We start from the raw sequence: 22,079 nt of genomic DNA on the forward strand, positions 1-22,079 counted from the left end.
GACTTTTTTTAAAGCTCAACTATCAGTTTGAAAACCGATGGTTGAGCTTTTTAAATAATTTTGCTTGAATCCTTAAAACTTTTTTGTCTGGGATATTTATATTCCCCTTGCTAATATCCTTGACCTTGGAAAAAATCTGTAGGAAATGCAGGAAAAAAGCAAATAATATGGAATAGCTAATATGATATGCTAAATGGTGTAAAAATAACGCGAAATAAACTCTAAGCTAATCGTATTGGCTATCGCTTAACAACTGGAGAAACTATGGCTAAAAAGAAAAAACAGCAGCAAAAGAATATAAAAGGGAATTCTATTAAGGATACTCTACGGGAACAGTCCCCCACAAGGGGCCTATCCCCATCGCTGAAACTTCCCCGGGTCGAAGCCTGGTACTACACCCTGGTCTTTATTGCTGTAGGCTTTCTTATATTTTATCCTCCTTATTTTCGTGGCCTCTTCTTTAGTGAGGATATGTTTCTCTACCATATTCTCACCGGGTTGGTCTTCATCCTGCTTGGGATAGAGAAAATAAAGCGCAGGGAATTCAGCTTCATCGAAACCCCTCTGGATTGGGCCATCCTGGCTTATGCCGGAGCCTATCTCCTCTCCCTCATTGGAGCCGTACATATTGGGGAAGCTTTTTATGGCTTTCTTAAGGCCTTGAACTACTTTATGGTTTACTGGATGGTCAGCCAGGTCGTGCATGACTACCGCCGTTATGAAGATATTCTGCGAGTTATCCTGGCTTCCGGAGTAGGGGTAGCGCTTATCGGCATCCTGGCTGCAGTGGGAATTTCGGATTATCCCTCAGCTTTTGATCCCAATACCATTAGGATTCTTTCTACCTTGCAGTATCCTAATACCACCGCCGCCTACCTGGCGGTTATTAGCCTGCTCGGGGTCACCCTGTGGATTAGAGAAAAGAACCCATTATTGAAGCTGATTTACGGCAGCTGCATTTATCTTCTCCTTCTGGTAGTCCTGGCTGCTTTCTCCAAAGGGGCCTGGGTTATCCTGCTTGTGGGAGCCGCTCTCCTCCTTATTGGCATGCCCGGGCTTTACCGGCTGAAATCCCTTTATATACTGGGGTTAGCCGGAGTGGCGGCTCTGGCAACATACGGCAAGTTTATGGCCGCCCTGCCGGTAGTGACCCAACAGGAACCCGCTGTAGCCCTGCAGAAACTCCTGCTGGGCTTCATAATAGTACTGGCTGGTCAGGCGGTCTGGGACCTGGGGATATTGTTGCAGCGCAAGTGGGGAGGACGGGCCCTGGCTGCTTATGCAGCATCCCTGCTTGTTCTGCTGATGTTGCTGGTGATCCGCTTACCCGAGATACCACAGTTAGCCCAACAAATACTACCCGAAAACCTGACCGCAAGAATTTCCCAGATAAAGGACACCACCGGTACCAGCTACTCTTCCCGCATGGATTATGCCCATTGGGGATTGGCGATAGTGAAGGATTATCCTGTCGTTGGTGCCGGAGCCGGGGGCTGGAATGCTCTCTACCATCAATATCAAGATTACCTGGCCTGGACTACTGAAACCCATAATCATTTTGTACAGGTCTGGGTGGAAGCAGGGACCATAGGCTTCATAGCCTTTATCTCCATATGGATTGGTCTCCTTCTGGCTTTGTGGAAAATATACAGAGGAAAACGGGAGCGGGGACAGGCCGCCGGTGATAGCTGGATTCTTAATTGGGGAACCGCTACGGCTGCTCTGGCCTTTGGTCTCCATGCCGCCATGGATTTTGATCTTTCCCTGGGGGCTATGGCCATATTGTTGTGGACCCTTTTTGCCCTGCTTAATGCCGGCAGCAGGCTGGAAGCGAGGACGGAAGGAAAGAGACTTCTGCAACTCAAGCCGGCCGTGAATATCAGCCTGGCCGCAATCCTGGCGCTGGTAATTATTATCACCGGCAGCAGTTTTAGCCTGGCCCACAGTTCAGCCCGCGAAGGAGATGGATTGCTGCAGGAGATCACTCGAGAACAGCAATTGCATGAGGAAGAAAAGGAAACTAAAATTCTCAGAGCCCGGAGTTTATACCAAAAAGCCACCCAGTTTGACCCATTAAATGCCAACCACCATGCAGGCCTGGCCCAGGCCTGCGCCCTGCAGTTTATCCAAGCGGCCCAGTCGAAGAACCCAATGGCCCGGGAGTATTTTGAGCTAACCCGGCAGGAGATAAAAAAGGCCGGAGAACTTAGCCCCTATAGTATTAAGCTGCGCAATACCCTGGCCAATCTATGCATTGGACTCAATGACTTGGAAGGAGCGATAGAAGAGGCCCAGTGGGCGATACGATGCAACCCCAACGACATCAATGCTTATGAAGGGGTAATACAACTGGCCTTAAAGGCGGTTGAACTTCATCTTAATAATAAGCAGGCAGAGAAAGCCGCATTTTATGCAGAGAGTATTGTGGAGCAAAACCGGGAATTGCAAATCAAGAAAGAAGCCATCGACCCGGTAAAGGCGGCTTATCCATACTGGTCAGGCCAGCCCCTGGAATTAAGCCCTGCCGCCCAGCTTAGCTTGGGCAAGGCGTACTACCTGCTGGGTCAGTACCCGGAAGCTCGGGCAACGATAGAACCCCTGCTGCCAATGGTTCAGGACGGGTCATTGCAGTCCCCGGAAACTCCAGCCTGGCACCTGGCCGCCCTCTACCGCAGCGGTGAGCAAGAACAGGCCGAAGCTTTGGCCCTGGGACTGCATTCAAGCAATCCCCAGTTGTCCGCCCTCTACCGCAGCTTGCTGCAATTGCAGGCATTGCCGGCAAAGAGTGAAGCGGGAAAATAGAGCAGGAGAACCATTGCCGGCAAAGAGTGAAGCAGGAAAGTCGAACCGCTGCACTGGCACGAAGGAGAAATATATGACTTATTGGCTTCGTTTAATTCTAATGTTATTATTCGACAGCTGTCTGATAAACCTCTCTATCGGGTTTTCTCTATGGCTGCGCTTCGAAGGTGAAGGGGGAATCCCCGCCAATTACCTGGAGGCGTTTTTCACCCTGATCCCCTGGTATACCTTTATCACCCTGGGAGCTCTGTACGCTATGCGCCTCTATCACCGTATGTGGAAGTATGCCAGCATTGGCGAATTATTTGGGATAGTAAAGGCAGTCACTACCAGCACCGCTATCGTAATTATACTGATATACACCATACCCCTGTCCTACCTGCCCCGCAGCGTATACATAATGTCCTGGGTTTTCATGATTATATTCATTGGCAGCTCCCGTTTGAGCTGGCGCCTGCTGCGGGATCTCATTATTAAGGAATCCAATAAAAAAGCTAAAAGAACCTTGATTATCGGGGCTGGCGATGCCGGGGCCATGGTGGCCCGGGAACTTAATAACAATCAGTCCTTAAACCTGCTTCCAGTAGGTTTTGTAGATGATAGTCCCCTGAAGCAGAAACTCAGTATTTTTGGCATTCCGGTGCTCGGAAGCCGGGAGCAGATTCCTTTTCTCACCGCCAGCCACGGAATAGAAGAAATTATTATTGCCATGCCTTCGGCAGAAGGTAGGACCATAAGGGAAATAGTAAATATTTGCCAGGCGACCGGAGTCCGGCTGCGGATATTTGAAGGAACCGACGACCTGCTACACAGCCGTAGTAAGATTCGCGATGTCCAACTGGAAGACTTGCTGCGACGCGAGCCGGTTAAACTTGACCTGGAGGAGATTGCCGCTTACCTGCAGGGTAAAACGGTACTGATCAGCGGAGCGGGCGGCTCCATCGGCTCCGAACTCTGCCGGCAGGTCTGCCGGCACCGGCCCCAACGCTTGATACTTTTGGAATGCAGTGAGAACAACCTTTTCGATATAGACAATGAACTGCGGGAATCCTTTCCCGAACAGGCTCTGGAAGCAGAGCTTGCTGATGTCCGCAACCGGGAAAAACTCCAGGCCGTTTTCGAAAAGTATTTTCCCCAGGTTATATTCCATGCCGCTGCTTTCAAGCATGTTCCCATGATGGAAATGCACCCGGAAGAAGCCTTGAATAATAATGTCCTGGGTACCAGGAACATAGCGGAAATGGCCGACAAATATGGAAGCGAGACTTTTATACTGATATCCACCGACAAAGCGGTCAATCCTACCAATGTCATGGGGGCCAGCAAGCGTATAGCCGAGTTGATTGTGAAGGATATAAACCGCAGCAGCCAGACCCGCTTTGCTGCTGTACGCTTCGGTAATGTGTTGGGCAGTCGCGGCAGCGTAGTCCCCATTTTTCTAAAGCAGATTCAAAAAGGGGGGCCGCTTACCGTAACCCACCCTGATATGACCCGCTACTTTATGACCATACCCGAAGCAGTAGAGCTGGTTATTCAAGCCGGAGCCATTGCCCGGGGGGGAGAGATCTTTGTGCTCGATATGGGAGAACCGGTAAAGATAGCGGACCTGGCCAACGACTTAATCAGGTTGTCAGGCTATGACCCGGAACTAGACATTGAAATTAAATACACCGGCATAAGGCCGGGAGAGAAGCTTTACGAAGAACTCTTTTCCGGCTATGAAGAAATGGCTGCCACCCGGCACCAGCGCATCTTCATTTCCACCAAAGAACTGGATGAGCGTTACAACGGGATAAAAAACAATATTACTGCCTGGATAAATAATCTATCCCCCGAGAGAAACGAGATAATACGGTTCATCCAGGAACTCATCCCGGAATACTGCGGGAGCGAAGCAAATGAAGAACCTGTTCCCCGGGGAGAAGTAATTTATTTAGAAAAAAGAGGCAACCGGATAAAAAAAAGCAGCGGGATTAAATAGTGGAGCAGTAAAATCCCTCATATTTTCATAAAAATGATATTACTCCCAGGCTGGCACCGGTAACCAGGAGACCAGCAATCAAAACTCCCCCAACGATGGCCAATAAGGAAGGCCAAAACTTCAGACTAAGAAAACTTGCAGCCAGGGCCCCGGTCCATGCTCCGGTTCCGGGAAGGGGGATAGCAACAAATATCATCAGGCCTAACCAACCCCATCGTCGTATCTTTTCATTAAGCAGTCCGGCCCCTTTTTTACCCTTACGGTCTATCCAGTTATGCAGTCGGGGTATTTTTTTTATTTCATTAAGCAACCATCTTATCCCCAGTAAGATAAAAGGGATAGGCAGGATATTGCCTATTAACGAAAGCAAGAATACTTCGGCTGGGGGTATCCCCAGAGCCAGTCCCAGGGGTATGGCCCCGCGCAATTCTACTACCGGAGTCATGGCCGCTATTATTACCATAAATATACTATGTTCCAATTGATGTTCTCCTTTTAACTTAATCCTTTAAGCACACTGCTTCATTGGCTTGTATAAATATACCGCTCACCCCCTTTCGCCTGTCGCTTTCGCAGGGTGCTGTATCCATGCTTCGCCAACGCTCGCTTTGTATATTTATGCAACCCTTATGCAACAAAAGGGTTTTTTGCGGTGGAGTCTCACTTTTACATACATAAATATTCGCCTTGCTGCCGCTGCTATCCTCTTTAACAAGCAGGTGAAAAATGTCTTATTATCGGTTTTGCCACAGCAAATAGTAAATAAAGGTAAAAACCGGAGGAGGAGTAGTGTAAGAAAATAGCGAAACATAGTGTATATATATAATGTTGGCGTAGCCCAAGCTATTGATACAAGCATATTGAGAAGAAAGAACAGAAAATCTAAGCAAATTGCCTTTGCTTAGATGCATAAGCATTAGTTGACTCAGAAGCCATGTAAAAGCTGTTCCATGCAAAACTTGAACTGATCTTATTACGGCTTAACCAGGGATTTAGCAAGAAAAGTGAGGAGTAAGGCTACGGTGTCAAAAGGACCGCCCCCTTGACACCCCAAAAATATTGAGGTAGTGAAAGTATGATTCTACTGCGAACAGTACATTTATACCAGCAAAATAAGCAAAAAAAGCCAGGCAGATCTTTAAAGAATAAGACAATAGCTCTTATACTCCTATTCCTACTATTATTTCCGGGACCAGTTCTGGCTGGGCCGGATGAAGCGAGCAGCGAGACAGAGCTTCTTAATGATCGTACGGCAGACATAATAGCTTCAAATATTCTGCTTGCTCCGGGGCTTTTAACCCCCTCCGGCTTAAGCGGAAAGGGACAAATAATTGGTATTGCTGACAGCGGCCTGGATAAAGGCAGCATTTCCGACCTTCACCCTGACCTGCAGAGTGAAGCAGGAAAAATGCCCCGGGTGGCAATGTTGAAATCCTATGCGGGTAGAAGTCTACCCGATGATCCTATAGGGCATGGAACCCACATGGCGGCTACCATAGCCGGGAGTGGTAATGCCTCCGCGGGAAAATACCGCGGGATTGCCCCCGGGGCCAGCTTGTATTTCCAGGCCCTCCTGGATCAGGCAGGCCAGCTCAAATTGCCCGAGCAGATAGGAGAGCTTTTCCGCCCAGCTTATGAGGCTGGCGTAAGGATTCATGTAAATGGATGGGGAGGGGGGAGCAATACTTACTCTGGCCGTAGTGCCCAGATTGACCAGTTCGTTTATCGTTTTCCAGATTTCCTTCCCGTTTTTGGAGCTGGAAATAACGGGCCGGGGAAAGCCAGTCTAACTACCGAGGCTAATAGCAAAAATGCCCTTACCATCGGATGTAGTCAGTTGCCCCGACCCGCCTTTGGTCCGGAAGCCCGTTATGCTGAGCATATCGCTGCTTCATCCAGTCGGGGCCCAGCGGCGGATGGACGCATCAAGCCTGAGCTCCTGGCTCCAGGTTCGGCGGTTGTTTCCGCCTGCTCCCGCCTGCTGGAAAGCAATTATGCTCCCAACCCAAATTATACCCTGATGGGGGGGAGCAGCATGGCCGCAGCTGTTGTCGGCGGTGCCCTGGCACTCTTGAGCGAATACCTGGAGTTAGACCAGCAAATGAGCCGGCCTTCATCTGCTTTAATGAAGGCTTTACTAATAAACGGAGCGCGTACCCCAGTGGGATTTCCTTCTAACGAAGAGGGCTTTGGAATCCTGGATTTAGCTGGAACTGTGCTGGCTTTGCAGGAAGGCAGTTTTCAAATTATAGATAATGATAATGGAATACATAATGGAGAGAGCGTAAGATACCAGGCCCGTTTGACCGAGGGGGGGAGAGGCTTCAAGGTTACCCTGGCCTGGGTGGACCCCCCGGCAGCACTTGCTTCTAAGCAGACCCTGGTCAACAATCTTGATCTAAGTGTAGAAGATCCCCAGGGACGAATTTTTTATGGAAATGATTTCCGGGGACAGGGTCAAACAGATACAGCCAATAATGTCGAACAGATTCATATTAAAGATGCAGTCCCCGGTGAATATAAAATAACTGTGCGCGGCACCCGCCTGGATCGCTCCCAGAAATTTGCCCTGGTGTATGGGCAGGCATTGGAACATGATATTATCCGCAAACAGCAAGGGCAGATATTAAAACTATCACAAGGAGAGCAAAAAGATACTTCCGGACTACAGCTTTTTAAGCTCTCCAATGGCCGGATGCAGGAGCAAACGGCAGAAATTCCGGAGGGGAGCGACTACTACTCTATAGGCCAGAAGATCTATATTGTTAGCCGCAGCTGGTTGGCTCGTGGAGTTCAAGTTCTGTCAGAAGGTTTAGAACATACGGAGAAATTGCTTTTAGAAATGAACAAGCAGCTTCGTGAAGGCGGTTTCTTTATTGACCCCAGCTTTACAGGCGAAGGCGGAGTTTTCCTCAATCAAACCCCCATAAATGACAGCACCAAAATACCTCCCGGTTCTGAGGTAAATGCTCTGATTAATCCCAGCCAACAAACTATCTGGCAGCTTAAGGCGGCTTTTGAGGAGGTTGATGGTTTCATTGAAACATTAAATACCGAACAGCGGGAACTTAAGCTTTTGCATGATGAGCGAAACTATCGTATAGCAGAGCATGTAGTTATCTCCTACCTGGATAGATTTTTGGACTGCGACCCGGTAGATGCTCCCTACGGTACCGAACAGGTGGCGCGATTGGAAAACCTGGCTCCCGGCCTGAAAGTAACGCTTACGCTATCCCCCAGCAACCAGGAGATACAATACATAAAGGTAGAAAGAGATTTGGCTTTAGGACAGGTAGCAGAGGTAGACGCCAAAGAGGGAGAAATAAAATTGGAATCAGGCCAGAGCTACCGGCTTTTCCCGGGAAACACCATAATTAAGGATCAACAGGCGGGTAAATTGGAAGAAGTTAAAACCGGCGATCATATTGCTGCGCTTTTATTAAACGGCACTAATAATATCCTCCATTTGCTGGTTAGCAGCGAGGTATATTACGGGCGTGTTCTCTTTTACAGTGAGCGGGAAAAAATGCTATATATTCAGGAGAGCAAGGCTAACTCTAGCAGTTTTCGAAAGGTGCCGTTGGATACACAGACGGAAATCTTCCATAGCGGCTTGCAGGCCGGGGTTCTTTCTCTGCTTCCAGGAACCTGGGTGCGGGTAATTAATTGCCCTGATCAAGATAAGGCTTGGAGAGTAGATGCAGTATACAGTGCCCGTGAAGATAGCAGCTATTTTTCTACATATGACCCGGTCAGGCAGACGGTCAATTTACAGGATGGCTCTATCCTTTCCATCAGCCGCTATACTCAGATAATAAAGGGGTCCTATAACATTTCTCCGCAAATGCTTATACCCGGTGAAAAGGTCAATATCGTAACCCTGGCCATAGCAGGATCGAGTAACGAATTCCTGGCCCGCCTGGAGGTAGAGGTTGCGCCTGGAACAGCCAGTCCCCAATTGGAGGCCAAAGCCTATGTTCTTAATGGAATCTTAATTCTTCAAGGTTGGAGCAGCAGCCCGTTGGTTTATATTTATCGCAGTGATGTGGGTTGCATTCCCCTGGAGGTTGGAGCGGACGGCAGTTTTAGTCAGCTCTTCAAAATGAAGGAGGATGAGCACGAAGTCACTCTCCTCGCCATAGAACATTCCGGTGGAGCTATTAAGGGCTTGAGTCTTCCCTTGCTAAGCTTCGCCCCTGAGGAAGCAGGTAAAGAATTTTCTGACCTGGCAGGTCATCCCTGGGAGCACGAGATTAAAAAACTTCTTGAGGCGGGAATAATCAGCGGCTATGAAGATGGCTGTTTTAAGCCGGAGAAATCCATCAGCCGGGCGGAGTTCATCTGCCTACTGGCTCGAGCCCAGGGATGGGACATCGGTGAGAGCAGGGAACAAAACTACTTTAGTGATAATCGGGAAATACCCTGGTGGGCTTTGGGGGCGGTTTATGCGGCGCAAGAGCAGGAAATTATTAAGGGTTATCCCGATGGGAGTTTTCGCCCCTGGAGAAATGTTAGCCGGGCTGAAATGGCAGTTATTATGGCGGCCCTCCAGTGCAGCGAGAAAAAGAACGACAAGCAGGAAGAGCAAACCCTGCCGGAGCTTCCCTTTCTTGAAGTACCCTCCTGGGCCAGGGAGGCCTTTCAACATTTATACCATACGCAGCAGTTGAATTATCTGGATTATGTAAGAGGCAACTACATTGATGCCGAGCGTCCTCTTAGCCGGGCTGAAGCGGCAGCTATTATAGCTAAAATGTGGAGTGAAGAGTAAGATGCAAGGCGAAAAAAAAGGTTCCCCTCGAAGGGAACCTTTTTTTCGCCTTATTAAATCTCCAGCCAGAGGACAATGGACTCCCGGGCTGCTTCTTTATCCCAATTGTTCAATTGTTTCTCCAGAGCTTTTATCTGTATCTCCAGCTCTTTGCTTTGCTCCTTATCATGTACTGTAGCCGCCTGTGCACTTAGCATACGGTATTGCTCCAGGCTATCGTTGAAGCGGCTGGTCAGATCCTGACGATTTTCCTCCAGGGAGAGCCGACTGCCCAATCCTAACAATTCCTGTTTAAGCTGTTCCGCCGTTTCAACCGGGCAGCTAAACTTTAAAACCGTTGCGCTTCGCTGTCCATCGAGCTGTTGTCCCAGCAACTGTACGCTAGCTCCAGCTGCCGCCGCTATCTTTTGTGCTTCTTGCTGAGCTTTGGCTTGATCCGCATCATAGGGAACCAGCTTGTAAATAGTAGAAACAAGTACTCTTTCTTTACTCAAAAATACCGGAGCAGCTGTCGGGTTACCAGTATCTACTGTTGCTATATTTGGATTTTCCGGCCCGGCAGGAGCTGTGGGATTATTCTTAACCGCTGGTTTACTCATCCCCTGCGGAGCCATCGGGCTGCTTTTGTTATCTTGCTTCCCGGCCGGGGTTATTGCATTATTGCCAGGTGTCTTTTCCCCCGGTTGCTCGGCTATCTGCTGTTTCGTTGTTTGCTGCACCGGGTCTGTGTTCACCGCTGGATCCTTATTTGCCACCTGCCAGAGCGGTGTCCACAAAAGACCGCTCGAACCCAGGTAAAGGGCCAGCGCCGCCGCTATTCCCGCGGCTGCCTTCTTCCACCCGGCCAGGCGCTTCGGCTGACCCTGCTCCCGCAGCGTTATCATAACCGCCCGGGTCAGTTCCGGGGGAGCCGTCCGCTCTTCAGCTGCTTCAGCCAGGGACTCCCGCAGTAGAGCCGAAATCCTCTCCCAGTCTGCCAATTCATGCTGGCAGTCCGGGCAGGAGTCCAAATGCAGTTGCAAGGCCTCTCGCTCTGCGTCTTCCATTTCATGGTCTATCCAGGGAGAAAAAAATTCCCTGGCTTCATTACATTTCATCCCACTCACACCTTAATTTTATAATTTCCTTCTTTATATCCCGCCGCCCCCGGCTAATACGGGATTTTACCGTACCCAGGGAACAGTCCAACATCCGGGCAATCTCTTCGTAGCTGTAGCCCTCCATCTCTCGCAGTATCAGCACTGTCCGGTACTCGGGAGCCAGCCGATCGAGAGCGGTTCTAACCGCTGCACTTAACTCCTGTCGCTCCACGGCTTCCAACGGACTGTCCTCGCCGGCCGCCAGTTCCCGGATTACTTCCCCGTTAGAAGTATTCACCGGATTATCCAGCGAAAAAATAAGCAATTTTTTGTTTCTTCGCTGCCAATTTAGCCAGCTATTTACCGTAATCCGGTGCAGCCAAGTGCCAAAGTCGGCTTCGTGACGAAAGGTCTTGATGGCTCGAAAAGCCTGAATAAACACTTCCTGGGCCAAATCCTGAGCATCATCGCTATTAGCGGTAAGGCGTAAGCAATGGGAGAAAACCCGATCCTGGTAATGAACCAGCAAGTCTTCAAAGGCTCTCAAATCTCCCCGGCCAGCCTTTTCCACCAGCTCTTTAATTGACATCAAGAAATTTAACACTCCTTGAAGCGGAAAATCTCCCGCTTATCTTTTTAGACAGTCAGCGGTGAAAAAAAGTTCCCGCATATTGCACAAATTGGACAGATTATTCATGTAAAAATTTTGCTTCATTATATCATGTTGGCAGCAAGGCTACAGAAAAAATGGAAAGAAATAAAAATAATTCTCCTGGCTGGGAACTTTTTGACTCATCATCGCGTCTAACCAATCAGTGAAACCATAGTGCCCCCGCAACCGGGCAATTCGGTAGAGGGAATAGCACTGGATTCAAGAGCAGCCGGCAATTCAACTACATATAACCGGCTAGAAAAAGGAGGGGAGAAGAAAAACAGGCTAATCTATCGAATTTATCGATGATCACCTCTCATTTAGGGCACAGCCCTGATTACCTAAAAGCAAAGCAAAAATAATTCAAAAACAATTATAGGAGGGAAATAAATGCTTAAAAGAAGAAGCAAACATTTTGCACTTCTGCTGGTTCTGACCATGCTGGCAACCATGTTTGTCGGAGTGGGGACAGCGAGTGCAGGGGCCAGCTACAGTGTAGGATCCGTAGTAAAAGTTAATGCGGGCGCTGCACAGGATCTAGGCAAAATTATCGTTAATGTTACTGCATCCGAATTAAATACCACAAGTGTTGATTTCTTTACTTTGCGTTTACCTGCCGATTTTGATTTTGGCTTAACTGTAGGTAATGATTATACACTAACGCAAATAGCCAATACAGATACTTTTGGTGTTAACGGCGCTGCATCCACACTTCAGATTCGCATTCCGACCCAAGCGAACGCATTTTCTGCAAGTAATTCTTTTGGTAATGCAGGTATCACCGTAGACGTTATTGCTAAGAATGAAATCAAGATTAAAGTTGCATCTGATGGAACGCAAAATGCTAGTTTAGCTAACGCAGTAGTTAGCGATGAAAAAACTGGTTATTTCTATATCCAGATGACTAGTGTATTTGTTGATAGCAGTTCACCTTCTACTATTGAAGCAACTATTGAAGGCAGAGCTGGTTCTCCCTTTGGTGATGCTAAAATTGCGATTGCTCAGTATGGAACCGGTATCACCAATCTGACTATTGACAGCGTTAAGACTATTACCAGTGCCGCAACTGCCTGTGACATTATCAGACTTAAAGAAGATCGTCCCGGAGCTTTCCGTGCAGGCGACACCATCGAGATAAAACTGCCGAGCGGTTACAAGTGGGACACTCTTCCTACCATTACCAAGTCAGATGGTCCAAGTGTATATACTGTTCCGACCGCTTCTACAGCAGATGATGGTCGCACTCTGGTATTAACATCGAATCAGACTTCAAATGTTGTAACTTATCTGTTATTAAGCGGTCAGCGTGTTAAGGTTGACGACGAATCCATAGCCAAATTTGGCGATGTGGAAGCAACTGTTGGCGGTACTGCTTCATCTGCTCCCGGCAGTTTTTTAGTAGTAAAATATGGTGACTATTCAGTAAAAGCCGAAGCATTTGGCGATCCTCTCACCGTAACCGCTGGTCGTGTAGAACAGGAAATCGGAAAATTTGTTATTGAAGAAGGTATTAAGGAGAGTTTGTTAGGTGGCCGTACAATTAATGCTACCTTAGTAGGCGGAGCAAAATGGGGTGACCTTAGCAAGATTCGTCAAGATACCAGCAACAGCAAGAACTGGATGGCTCCTATGAATGCATCATGGGCAGCAGTAGGTAATAACGGTGACACCATTAAACTGACGCTTACTGCGAATACAGCTTCTACCGATGCAATTAAAGCAGTTTTTGAAAAAGCCGAAATTATCGTATCACCCACAGCTGAAGAAGAAATCAAAATCGTATTCTCAGGTTCTGCCAATGTAACTGGCGAAGCAGTAGTAGCCAAGGTTGTTAAACCGGTAACAGTGGGTATCGAAGGCACTCCTGCACAGTTCATAACCGGTAAACGGAGTCTGGTACTTCCCGATATCGTTATAACTGAGTCCAAGAAAGAAGCTATAGATGCAGCTTCTACTACTTCCACCAATACTAACGGCTACACAAAACATACTGTAGGCGCAACTGACTATTATTTCATTGATTTAAACGGTAATGGAACGTACGACCCTGCTACTGAGAGACTTGTGCCTGCTAAAGATGCACTGACAAGCACCACAACCGCTAACAACTGGTTATTCCTTGAATTCCCGGTAGGTACCGCTTGCACAGTACCGACCAAGGTTGAAGTCGTCGAAGGCGACCTCGTACTCGATCCTTCCAGCGTATCCCGTTCAGTTACAGCTGATGGACGCTGGTATGTACAGGTTAAGATTAAATCCACCAGTTCCAAACCTTCAAAAGTTAAATTCAGTGGAATCAAGCTTGATGTTGACAGAACAGTACCTGAAGGCGACGTAAAAGTATATGTCAAAGGCGGAGCTGTACTGCAGACCACCGCTGCATTCCCCGGCGCTACTTCAATAGCTAATGCTGTAGTAGCCCAGATTATAACTCCAGCTGATACCGTAACCACCAGCGAAGCCAAGTTCGTAATCGGCGACAGCAAGTATACCCTGAACGGCATCGAAAAAACCATGGACGTAGCTCCCTACATCAAGGATAGCCGCACTTATATGCCGCTTCGTTTTGTAGCCGAGGCCATGGGTGTAACTGAAAGCAACATTATTTGGGACGCTGTAGGCCAGACTGTAACCCTGATGAAGGGTGATAAAGTAGTTCAGGTTAAGATTGGCAGCAACGTCCTGTTAATTAATGGAGCGGCTGTCAATATGGACGTAGCTCCTGAAATCAGTAACTCCCGCACCATGCTCCCCATAAGGTTCGTAGCTAACGCCTTCGGAGCTGATGCTGCTTGGGATGAAGCTACTCAGACCGTAACCATTAAATAATCAACCCGGTTTTATTCAAGGGGCCCGATTAATCGGGCTCCTTGCCTATTTTAAAGTATTTATAAATAGATTAAAGGTAAGCCAATCCAATAAAGTATTGACCGGCTGGTCAGTTAGGGTTTATAATGGATAAAAAATGGCCCCATATTATGGGAGATAGGATGGTATCCATGCTAAAAAGAAAAATACTGGCTCTATTACTGGTAATTACTATGCTTTTGGGTTTATCCTCAACTGCTTGTGCAGCTGATGCCAACTCTCCAGATCAAGAGAATAAAATGCAGCTGACCATCGAACAAGCTGTTAACATGGCGCTCAATAACAGTAAAACCATTGCCATATCGAATTTGAATATTGAACGGGGCGAGGAAGTTAGAGACCTGGCATCAGACCGGGTGAAATATACTCCGATGGGTCCCGCTCCTACTGCCGCTACGCTGGCTTACAACGGACTTCTGGCTTCGGATATTGCCTGGAACATGGCCAAAAAATCCAAGACGGTAGAAGAAGATAAAATAGTATATTCCGTTTTCAATGATTACACTACGGTTCTGAAAGCGGTGAAAGGACTCAAATATGCTCAGGATGCCATGAAAAGTGCTCAAGCCAATTGGAATATCGCTTGTTTGAGCTACCAGCAGGGAGTTATAAGTACATACCAGCGGGATGGAGCCGAAGTTCACTACAAGGTAGCCCAAAATGCTTTAAAACTTGCAGAGATTGAATTGGAGAATTCGTACCAGGCGTTGAATAAAACATTGGGTATAAATATAACTGAACGGCCCGTGCTAATCGAACAGCCGGGATATAGCATACTTAAAGTTGACAGCCTGGAGACCGCGGTTACGAGAACCATGGAAGACAATCCAGCTATCTGGCTGGCTGACCAGAAGACCTATCTAGCCCAAATTAACAGGGATCTTTATGATTGGACCAATCCTGCTCGCGAACCTTATGAAGCAGCTAATATTGACATAAACAAAGCCCAAATTACGGCTGATGATCTTCGCCAAACCATGCGGCAAGCGATTAGAATCATATATAACAACATAGCTAAAATCGAAGAAGGTTATGCATCCAAAGAACAAGCCGTTAAATTAGCCGAAGAAACCCGGCGTGTTACTAAAGTAAAGTATGACATTGGTATGGCTACGGCTACGGAACTCCAGGGAGCTGAATTGGATCTGCAAAAACAGCAAAATGAATTGGATGCTTTAGTATACCAACATGAATTATTAAAGATCGCATTTCAAAAACCATGGGCTTATTCAGCCAGTACGAGCAGTAGTTCAACAGCCGAGCAGAAGTGACAACGGGATAGGAGCACAGGGGGACAGTCCCTTTGTGTTGCTTAAATCCCTTCAGGTAAACGGTGGGAAGATCTTACAGGGATCGCCCCACCTGCCATGGGGAAGGTTCTTGTGGCTGCTTGAAGCATGTATTTTGAATTTTCCTATTTCACACAAGGGGACATAAATGGCGTTATCAGAACTAGCCAACCATACAGACCTACTGTGGTGGCGGTGCTAATGGCTGGTAGCCTGACTGTGAAATCTCACATTAATCCTTCCATAATTGTGGGGGTAGATGCCTGTCACCCCACTTATCCATATCCATGCAAAGACGATCCGGATACGATATAATAAAATAGAGTTCATAATTCCTTAAAGGTCAGGTTTGCAAAGGATATTTTAGTAATGGCTATTTGGGTATAGGCATAGAGCGGGATGGCATAACTTATTTAAGAATAAGGAGAACGCTATGAAAATATATATGGATGTTTGTTGTTATAATCGTCCATTTGATGACCAGAACCAGGATAGAATCAGGCTTGAAGCTGAAGCAGTAATGGTAATATTATTTAATTGCCAAAAAGGTGAATGGAACCTCGTAAGCAGTGATATTGTTGACATTGAATTACGCAAGACACAGAATCCAATAAAAAAACAGAAGGCTTCACTACTGGCAAGTATTGCAGACAGTAGGGTATATCTGAACGAGGGTATTGAATTGAAATCGAACGAATACCAGAGATTAGGGATAGACCTTTTTGATAGTCTACATATTGCCTGTGCCGAAGAATCCAGAGCAGATATTATGTTATCTACCGATGATGTTCTGATTAAAAGAGCCCAAAAAAGTAAAATCATTAAAGTGAGAATAGAGAATCCAGTAAAATGGTTAATGGAGGTGACAGATAATAATGAAAATAATGACTAAGGACCCCAATGTAATAAGACGAACTGGAATTGAAACTTTGGCAAAAGGACTAGGGCCAGTAGGCATGGCATATTTTTTGCGTCAGTATGATCCTGGAGAAGGAGATTATACTAAGGAACGAAAAGAATTATTAAATGGGATAACTATTGAGGATATTAAAAGAGAGTTGAGCGAGTAACACAAAACACACACATAACAAGGAACACAAGGGGACAGTCCCTTTGTGTTGTTAAATTTGCCCTGCTATGTTAGGATATAGGCTAGGGGTGCAGAAATGGTGCGAACCGCTAGAAAGAAAAGTCGTACTGGGATTTATCATATCATGTTAAGGGGTATTAACCGTCAAATCATATTTGAGGATGATGAGGACTATCAAAATTTTATGGGGACAATAAAAGAGACCCAAGAAAAAAGCGGCTATGAGGTATATGCCTACTGTCTAATGAGTAATCATGTTCATTTATTGTTAAAGGAAGTAACAGAAGACTTAGGGATTGCTTTTCGAAGGATTGGTGCAATTTATGTGTATTGGTATAACTGGAAGTATAGCCGCCGAGGTCATTTGTTCCAGGCTCGGTATAAAAGCGAAGCAGTTGAAACGGATAGCTATTTTTTAACGGTGCTTCGCTACATTCACCAAAACCCATATAAGGCTGGTATTGTAAAAAATATAGCCGATTACCCATGGAGCAGCTATGGAGAATATGTTGGGGAGCCAAGGATTTGTGATGTAGAATTCGGTCTCAATATGTTTTCGACCAACAGGACGAATGCGGTAAAATTGTTTGAGGAATTCAATTTGGCGGAGAACCAGGATCAATGCTTAGACTATAATCAAGATGTCAGACTAAATGATACCGAGGCTAGCAATTTTATCAGGAGTATCTCCGATGTCCAAAGTCCAACGGAAATTCAAGGGTTTGAAAAAGATAAACGTAATGAAGTTATTAAAAAGTGTAAATCCAAGGGTCTGTCTATAAGACAAATCGAGCGGCTAACCGGTGTTAGTTTTGGGGTGATACGAACAATATAAGTGCAATATGCAATAGATGCCTGTCACCCCGCTTATTCTTACCCCACCTATCTGCGCCTGACTAATGGTGGGACAGGGGGACAGGTCCCTTTGTGTTGCTTGGGAACCGGAATTAAACCTGATTATGCTTAAACAGGAAAATAATATACTGGGGATTAATGTGAAAGATAATACCATAACCCTGAATGGTCGCCTGGCTTATGTAATGGATACAGCTATTGAAATCAGTGAATCCGGTTATACTATGCTTCCTATCAGGTATGTAGCTCAGGCACTGGGAGCGAATATTAGCTGGAACCCTGGTAACAACTCCATTTTGCTAACGGTGCCAGGCACTTAAGTTGTTAAGTTATTAACTCTACCCGAACTGATACTAATAGTATACTAATAAGGGAGTGATTAATGATGGAGGGTATTTTTTCTTTCTTAAAAGGAAATGTTGGGGCTATTTTAGCTTTGTTGACACTAATAGTGGTATTTATAAGATCTGTGATTGCGATTCCCTTCGTGGATTTGGTTGAATTGTCCGAAATAAACAATAGGTTTATTAATAAGGGATTATTATGCTATATCGTGATTTTATTCTTCGTTTCGTATAGTTGCTTGTATGTTTTTTATATTAATCGCTATCTACTTTTTCTTATTCTTCCCATCATGATATTTTGTATATCTTCGATTATAGCAATAAAGCAAAAAAAAAGAATTATGAATATGGAGATAGCATATGAGCAGAAAATATCAAGATTTTATTTTTCAATAGTGGTAATTGAGACTTTTGCATAATAGCAAAAATCAAGTTCTTTGAAACTACAATATGGTATTAGAGCATAGTAACCGGTTAAATTTTGGTTAATATTGCCTTTATCATCAACAAGGTTAATGGATTCGTCTAAAAATGAGCAGATTAACCCCTTTCCTTTAAAACCTTGATTTCTACTTGCTTTATGCAGCTATATCTGTAGACGATTTGTCTTTGTTTATGGCAATAACCGAAGCAATCATGGTAATAACACTCAGGTAAGCATGGGTTTTGACCTTTTTAATGCCTCGTACATTAAGTCCGGTTTCAAGTCCCAGATGCTCCTTTAAACGCCCAAAACATCGCTCTACGCTGGTTCTCTTGTTGTATAGCAGCTTCCAGTTTGAAGTGCCTCGATGAGGCACTATGAATAACCTGGAATCTTGTCTAGCTCTGGTTTTAACAACCATCCCATAATTGCTATCTGAGCACCAGGAGGAACCAAAAGGACAGTCACATTTGCCCATAACATGAGGGCATCGGAATTTGTTAACCCCATTGCTGCCGCCCCAATAAGCCATGCGGTATCCCGCTGAACATATGGGGGTTGCATCCCAATCCAGACCTTCTGGGGGCTCCTTTGCTCCTCGGTGATTTAGTGGTATTATTGCCTGTGCCTTGTAATCCTTGCGGATTAGTTCGTATATTGACTTTTGATCATAACCGGCATCCATGAGATAATACTGGGGTTTACTGTTTAAGTTGTTACTGCATTCTTCAAGGATGCTTTCGGCCATTATTCCATCGTTGGTACTGGCTGGGGTTATGCTCAATGCTACGGGTAATTCAGATTTAACGTCAGTAGCAATATGCAGCTTGTAACCAAACCAGGTTATCTGGTTACCATTGGTATCTAGCTTGCTGCCCCAGTTAGCTGATTGACCATCGTCTTTAATATTTTTACGTGGAACTGACTTCTCATTGGCATCTACTTTAGAAGCATCTATGGCAATGGAACTGGTATCAATCAAACCCATGGATTCAGCCGTTGTTACTTGTTTCTTAAACAGTTCACGAAGTACTTCTGACTGAGTCAATCGCTCATAGAAACGGCTAAAGGTAGCAATGCTGGGCACTTTACCAAAAACATCAAAGCCACAGTTATACCTGAGTACTGGATCATGGGTAAGACGTTCCACTAATTCAGTAAATGTAGCCATATTGTAAACACGCATTGCAATTAATGCATTGAGCTTGCTCTCAAACGGGTAACCAGTTGGCCCTCTATGTTGTTTATTCTCTTTGTCAAGAACCGTAATAACGTCATCAAAATCGAGGGTGGCTAGAACTATCTCTAATCTTGACCGGGGCTGCAAATTTATTGCATCCTCAAAGGAAAATACGTATCCTTGCCGAATATTCATAAGTGACTTCTCCTTTCGTTTTTGCTTGGGTTGTTTTGTCACTAATAAATTCGGCAAAAATGGGGGTGAAGTCCTTTTTTTACTCTCTGAAAATGCCATTATTTCTAAGCTAATTAATTTGCAAAAGTCTCAAATAAGTTATGTTGCTAAAACCCTAAATATTTCCGGAGGAATAAAATAAAGTATGGATGCATATTTGTGGAAAGTGTTAAAAACATTGGGCTTATTGCTTATTTTCAGTATATTATTACTACTACCCTCGGGTTACGCTATTGGGGCCACTAACTACCGGGTACAGGGTGAGCTTCCCAAGTACCCGGACAGTGATTTTAAGGAAGAAGAGCAGACTCGTGCCCTGGCCACTGTAAAAATCACTGCCAGCACCAAAGATGCCTTTACTGCTGCCGGCGAATCCTACTGGGCCGAATTTCGCCTGCCCCGAAACTTCTATATAACTTCAGCCGGAATCTATGGCCAGGGCCAGCAGATGGATGTGGAATTGGCCAGGGGCAAAGGCTTTGAGGACCAGAAGCGGAAAGTGGAGATTAACCCTATAGCTGAAGATAGGAACAACCCTGGCCATTACCGGGGTTTCGAAATTGTGGTAGAAAACATTAAATATCCCGATGATTATCCCGAACTGGTTTTGTATTTCAACCGGGTGGTAGTACCCCGTGGATTCAAGGGCAATGCTGAACTTAGCATCGATAGCGCGGGAGCTGGTTTTTCATCCGGCACAATTACCATAGCCAATATCCTGAGCGCCCGTTTGACGGTAGAAGCCAGTGAAGTCCAATTCATAGTTAGCAGAGAGCAGGTTCTGGGCCCTATTAAAGTTACGGAAAACATGTCGGGTACCTTCGAGTATCTTAAAATGACCCTCCCCGGCGGTTATCAATGGATTAAAGAAAAATGTTATATTGACCCCATGCTGGGATTCCGTGTCGATCATAATGGTGATGGCCGTTACGATGAGAATGATTTTTTGATAAGTGTAGAAGTTGATAAGTACGGGCAATCCACTTTGCGCATTGAGACCATGTTTCGGACGACAACGATCGGCAAAATGGAAATAGAATGCCCGGTACAATTAACTGATAGGCAAAGCTCCTATGGCGAACTCAATCTGCAGCTTAACAGCAATGCTGAGCTTAATGTCAGCAGCCTCAAGGCCGGCAGCTATAGCCAGCAGAAAACAGACCTGAGCGTACAGAATTCAAGAGAGGCTTACGGAGGGCTTTGCGCTCAGAAAATCGGCAATATCATTATCAGTGAGAATGCTCCTGAAACTATGGTGAGAAACCGTTATATTACCCTTACCCTTCCTAAAGGAGCAAAATGGGCCAAACTCCCCTCGGTCAAACTGGAAGGGGATAATTATCTGGATATAGGCCCGTTACTTCTTAACAGTGAAAAAGATCAGATCAGTTTCGAAATTGAGGATTGCAGCCGGGAACGCCCCGGTAAGATAATTTTGGAAGAGGGTAAGGTAGATTTAGCTACTGACTTTAGAGGTGACTTGGCGGTTGAGGTAACCGGTTCCGCCGGAGCATCCGGAGCTATTATTGTTGCCCGGGTCAAGCCTGCATTTACGGTTTCATCCTCCAAACCTGCTTTAGTTATTGGGAAGCAGGAACAGAGCGCTGGGGAATTGGAAATAAGCGAAAGTGCCGGGCGGGTATTCCTGGCCCGCGAGCTGTGGATAGATTTTCCCTCTGCTATAAAGCTGGTACGCAGTCCCAAGGTGGAAATTACGGCCGGAGATATGATATTATCCAGAACCGTATTGAAGCAGGAAGGCGACCGGGAGAGACTGGTTATACCCATTCAGAATTCCAGTTCCAGTGCAGCTAAACTGCTTATCAAAGATATTGTATATAACCTTAATAATATGCTACCTGATGGTGATCTTCAAATAAAGCTGGGAGGTCCGGCAGTAAATGAAGTAAATGCAGGGCCCAATCCTATTTTTCCCAGCCACGACTGGGTTTGTGAGGTAGCCAATGCCAGTATCAGTAAAGAAATTATCCAGCCCGCGAAAAAAGATGCCCTTTCCCCAATCCCGGTAGCGGGAAGCATAATCTTCAAGATAGGGGAGAAAACATACCAGGTCAACGGGCAGGCCACCCCCATGGATGTAGAACCATATATACTGGAGGGCCGTACCTTTGTACCCATCCGTTATGCAGCTCTAGCTGCCGGCATAAATCCCGATGACATTCATTGGGACCAGACCGCCGCCCGGGTTACTATACATAGCCGGGATAATATCATCATCCAGCTAAAAATCGGTGACCAGGTTATTTATCGCAACGGTAATGAAATAAGTATGGATACAGCAGCCCATATAAAGGATGGCCGCACCATGGTTCCTTTGAGGGCCCTGGCTGAAGCCCTGGGCCGGACAGTCAAATGGGATGCCGCCAGCTCTTCCGTATCGATAGAGCTGCCAGGTACTTAGGGAAAAAATCTGATGGTTCTTTTGTTTCTCAGGAGCCCAAAAGAACCGTCAGACTGTGCCGGGCAGATAAAAAATTATATACAGGGGA

At 46.0% G+C, this 22,079-nt stretch carries 14 protein-coding genes; 10 read left to right on the forward strand and 4 right to left on the reverse strand.

The features are described 5' to 3' along the window. Positions 1–264: 264 nt before the first annotated feature. Together SWOL_RS00690 and SWOL_RS00695 are read left to right on the forward strand one after the other, a co-directional pair. The gene (locus SWOL_RS00690; RefSeq protein WP_011639593.1) at positions 265–2,802 is read left to right on the forward strand and encodes an O-antigen ligase family protein; all 2,538 of its coding nucleotides are present in this window, start codon (positions 265–267) and stop codon (positions 2,800–2,802) included. Between the two features lie 73 nt (positions 2,803–2,875). Further along, positions 2,876–4,783, forward strand: a complete 1,908-nt coding sequence (locus SWOL_RS00695) for a polysaccharide biosynthesis protein (RefSeq protein WP_011639594.1) — start codon at positions 2,876–2,878, stop codon at positions 4,781–4,783. A 25-nt stretch (positions 4,784–4,808) separates the two neighbouring features. Here the strand turns inward: SWOL_RS00695 and SWOL_RS00700 are convergent, their stop codons facing one another. After that, a complete protein-coding gene (locus SWOL_RS00700; RefSeq protein WP_011639595.1) occupies positions 4,809–5,264 on the reverse strand; it encodes a COG2426 family protein in 456 nt (151 codons plus the stop codon). Positions 5,265–5,858: 594 nt separating this feature from the next. On the opposite strand from SWOL_RS00700, the gene SWOL_RS00705 reads away from it, so the two are divergent. Continuing rightward, on the forward strand, positions 5,859–9,554 hold the full coding sequence (locus SWOL_RS00705; RefSeq protein WP_011639596.1) for a S8 family serine peptidase: 3,696 nt from the start codon (positions 5,859–5,861) through the stop codon (positions 9,552–9,554). Positions 9,555–9,607: 53 nt separating this feature from the next. Here SWOL_RS00705 and SWOL_RS00710 read toward each other — a convergent pair whose 3' ends face one another. Both SWOL_RS00710 and SWOL_RS00715 read right to left on the reverse strand, forming a co-directional pair. Then, positions 9,608–10,651, reverse strand: coding sequence for an anti-sigma factor family protein (locus SWOL_RS00710; RefSeq protein ID WP_011639597.1), 1,044 nt, complete (start codon positions 10,649–10,651; stop codon positions 9,608–9,610). Further along, on the reverse strand, positions 10,641–11,222 hold the full coding sequence (locus tag SWOL_RS00715; protein WP_041427239.1) for a sigma-70 family RNA polymerase sigma factor: 582 nt from the start codon (positions 11,220–11,222) through the stop codon (positions 10,641–10,643). The genes SWOL_RS00710 and SWOL_RS00715 overlap by 11 nt, the downstream gene beginning before the upstream one ends. A 453-nt stretch (positions 11,223–11,675) precedes the next feature. Between SWOL_RS00715 and SWOL_RS00720 the strand changes: the two genes are divergently transcribed. From SWOL_RS00720 to SWOL_RS00745, 6 genes are all read left to right on the forward strand, one after another. Next, positions 11,676–14,114 (forward strand): copper amine oxidase N-terminal domain-containing protein, encoded by a 2,439-nt coding sequence (locus SWOL_RS00720; RefSeq protein WP_041427240.1) that lies wholly within the window; start codon positions 11,676–11,678, stop codon positions 14,112–14,114. 125 nt (positions 14,115–14,239) lie between these two features. After that, on the forward strand, positions 14,240–15,424 hold the full coding sequence (locus SWOL_RS00725; RefSeq protein WP_011639600.1) for a TolC family protein: 1,185 nt from the start codon (positions 14,240–14,242) through the stop codon (positions 15,422–15,424). 451 nt (positions 15,425–15,875) lie between these two features. Next, positions 15,876–16,334, forward strand: coding sequence for a PIN domain-containing protein (locus tag SWOL_RS00730; RefSeq protein ID WP_011639601.1), 459 nt, complete (start codon positions 15,876–15,878; stop codon positions 16,332–16,334). Then, positions 16,318–16,512 carry a hypothetical protein gene (locus SWOL_RS00735; protein ID WP_049750068.1) on the forward strand — a complete coding sequence of 65 codons (195 nt, stop codon included), beginning with the start codon at positions 16,318–16,320 and terminating at the stop codon, positions 16,510–16,512. Before SWOL_RS00730 ends, SWOL_RS00735 begins: the two co-directional genes overlap by 17 nt. 96 nt (positions 16,513–16,608) lie before the next feature. Next, positions 16,609–17,367 (forward strand): transposase, encoded by a 759-nt coding sequence (locus SWOL_RS00740; RefSeq protein WP_041427242.1) that lies wholly within the window; start codon positions 16,609–16,611, stop codon positions 17,365–17,367. A gap of 64 nt (positions 17,368–17,431) precedes the next feature. Further along, positions 17,432–17,707 carry a copper amine oxidase N-terminal domain-containing protein gene (locus SWOL_RS00745; protein WP_011639603.1) on the forward strand — a complete coding sequence of 92 codons (276 nt, stop codon included), beginning with the start codon at positions 17,432–17,434 and terminating at the stop codon, positions 17,705–17,707. Positions 17,708–18,309: 602 nt separating this feature from the next. On the opposite strand, the gene SWOL_RS00755 is transcribed toward SWOL_RS00745, so the two are convergent. Next, positions 18,310–19,530 carry a transposase gene (locus SWOL_RS00755; RefSeq protein ID WP_011639604.1) on the reverse strand — a complete coding sequence of 407 codons (1,221 nt, stop codon included), beginning with the start codon at positions 19,528–19,530 and terminating at the stop codon, positions 18,310–18,312. A gap of 184 nt (positions 19,531–19,714) precedes the next feature. Between SWOL_RS00755 and SWOL_RS00760 the strand changes: the two genes are divergently transcribed. Further along, positions 19,715–21,991, forward strand: a complete 2,277-nt coding sequence (locus SWOL_RS00760; RefSeq protein WP_011639605.1) for a copper amine oxidase N-terminal domain-containing protein — start codon at positions 19,715–19,717, stop codon at positions 21,989–21,991. Positions 21,992–22,079: the final 88 nt, after the last annotated feature.

Source organism: Syntrophomonas wolfei subsp. wolfei str. Goettingen G311, assembly GCF_000014725.1.
GTDB lineage: Bacteria > Bacillota > Syntrophomonadia > Syntrophomonadales > Syntrophomonadaceae > Syntrophomonas > Syntrophomonas wolfei.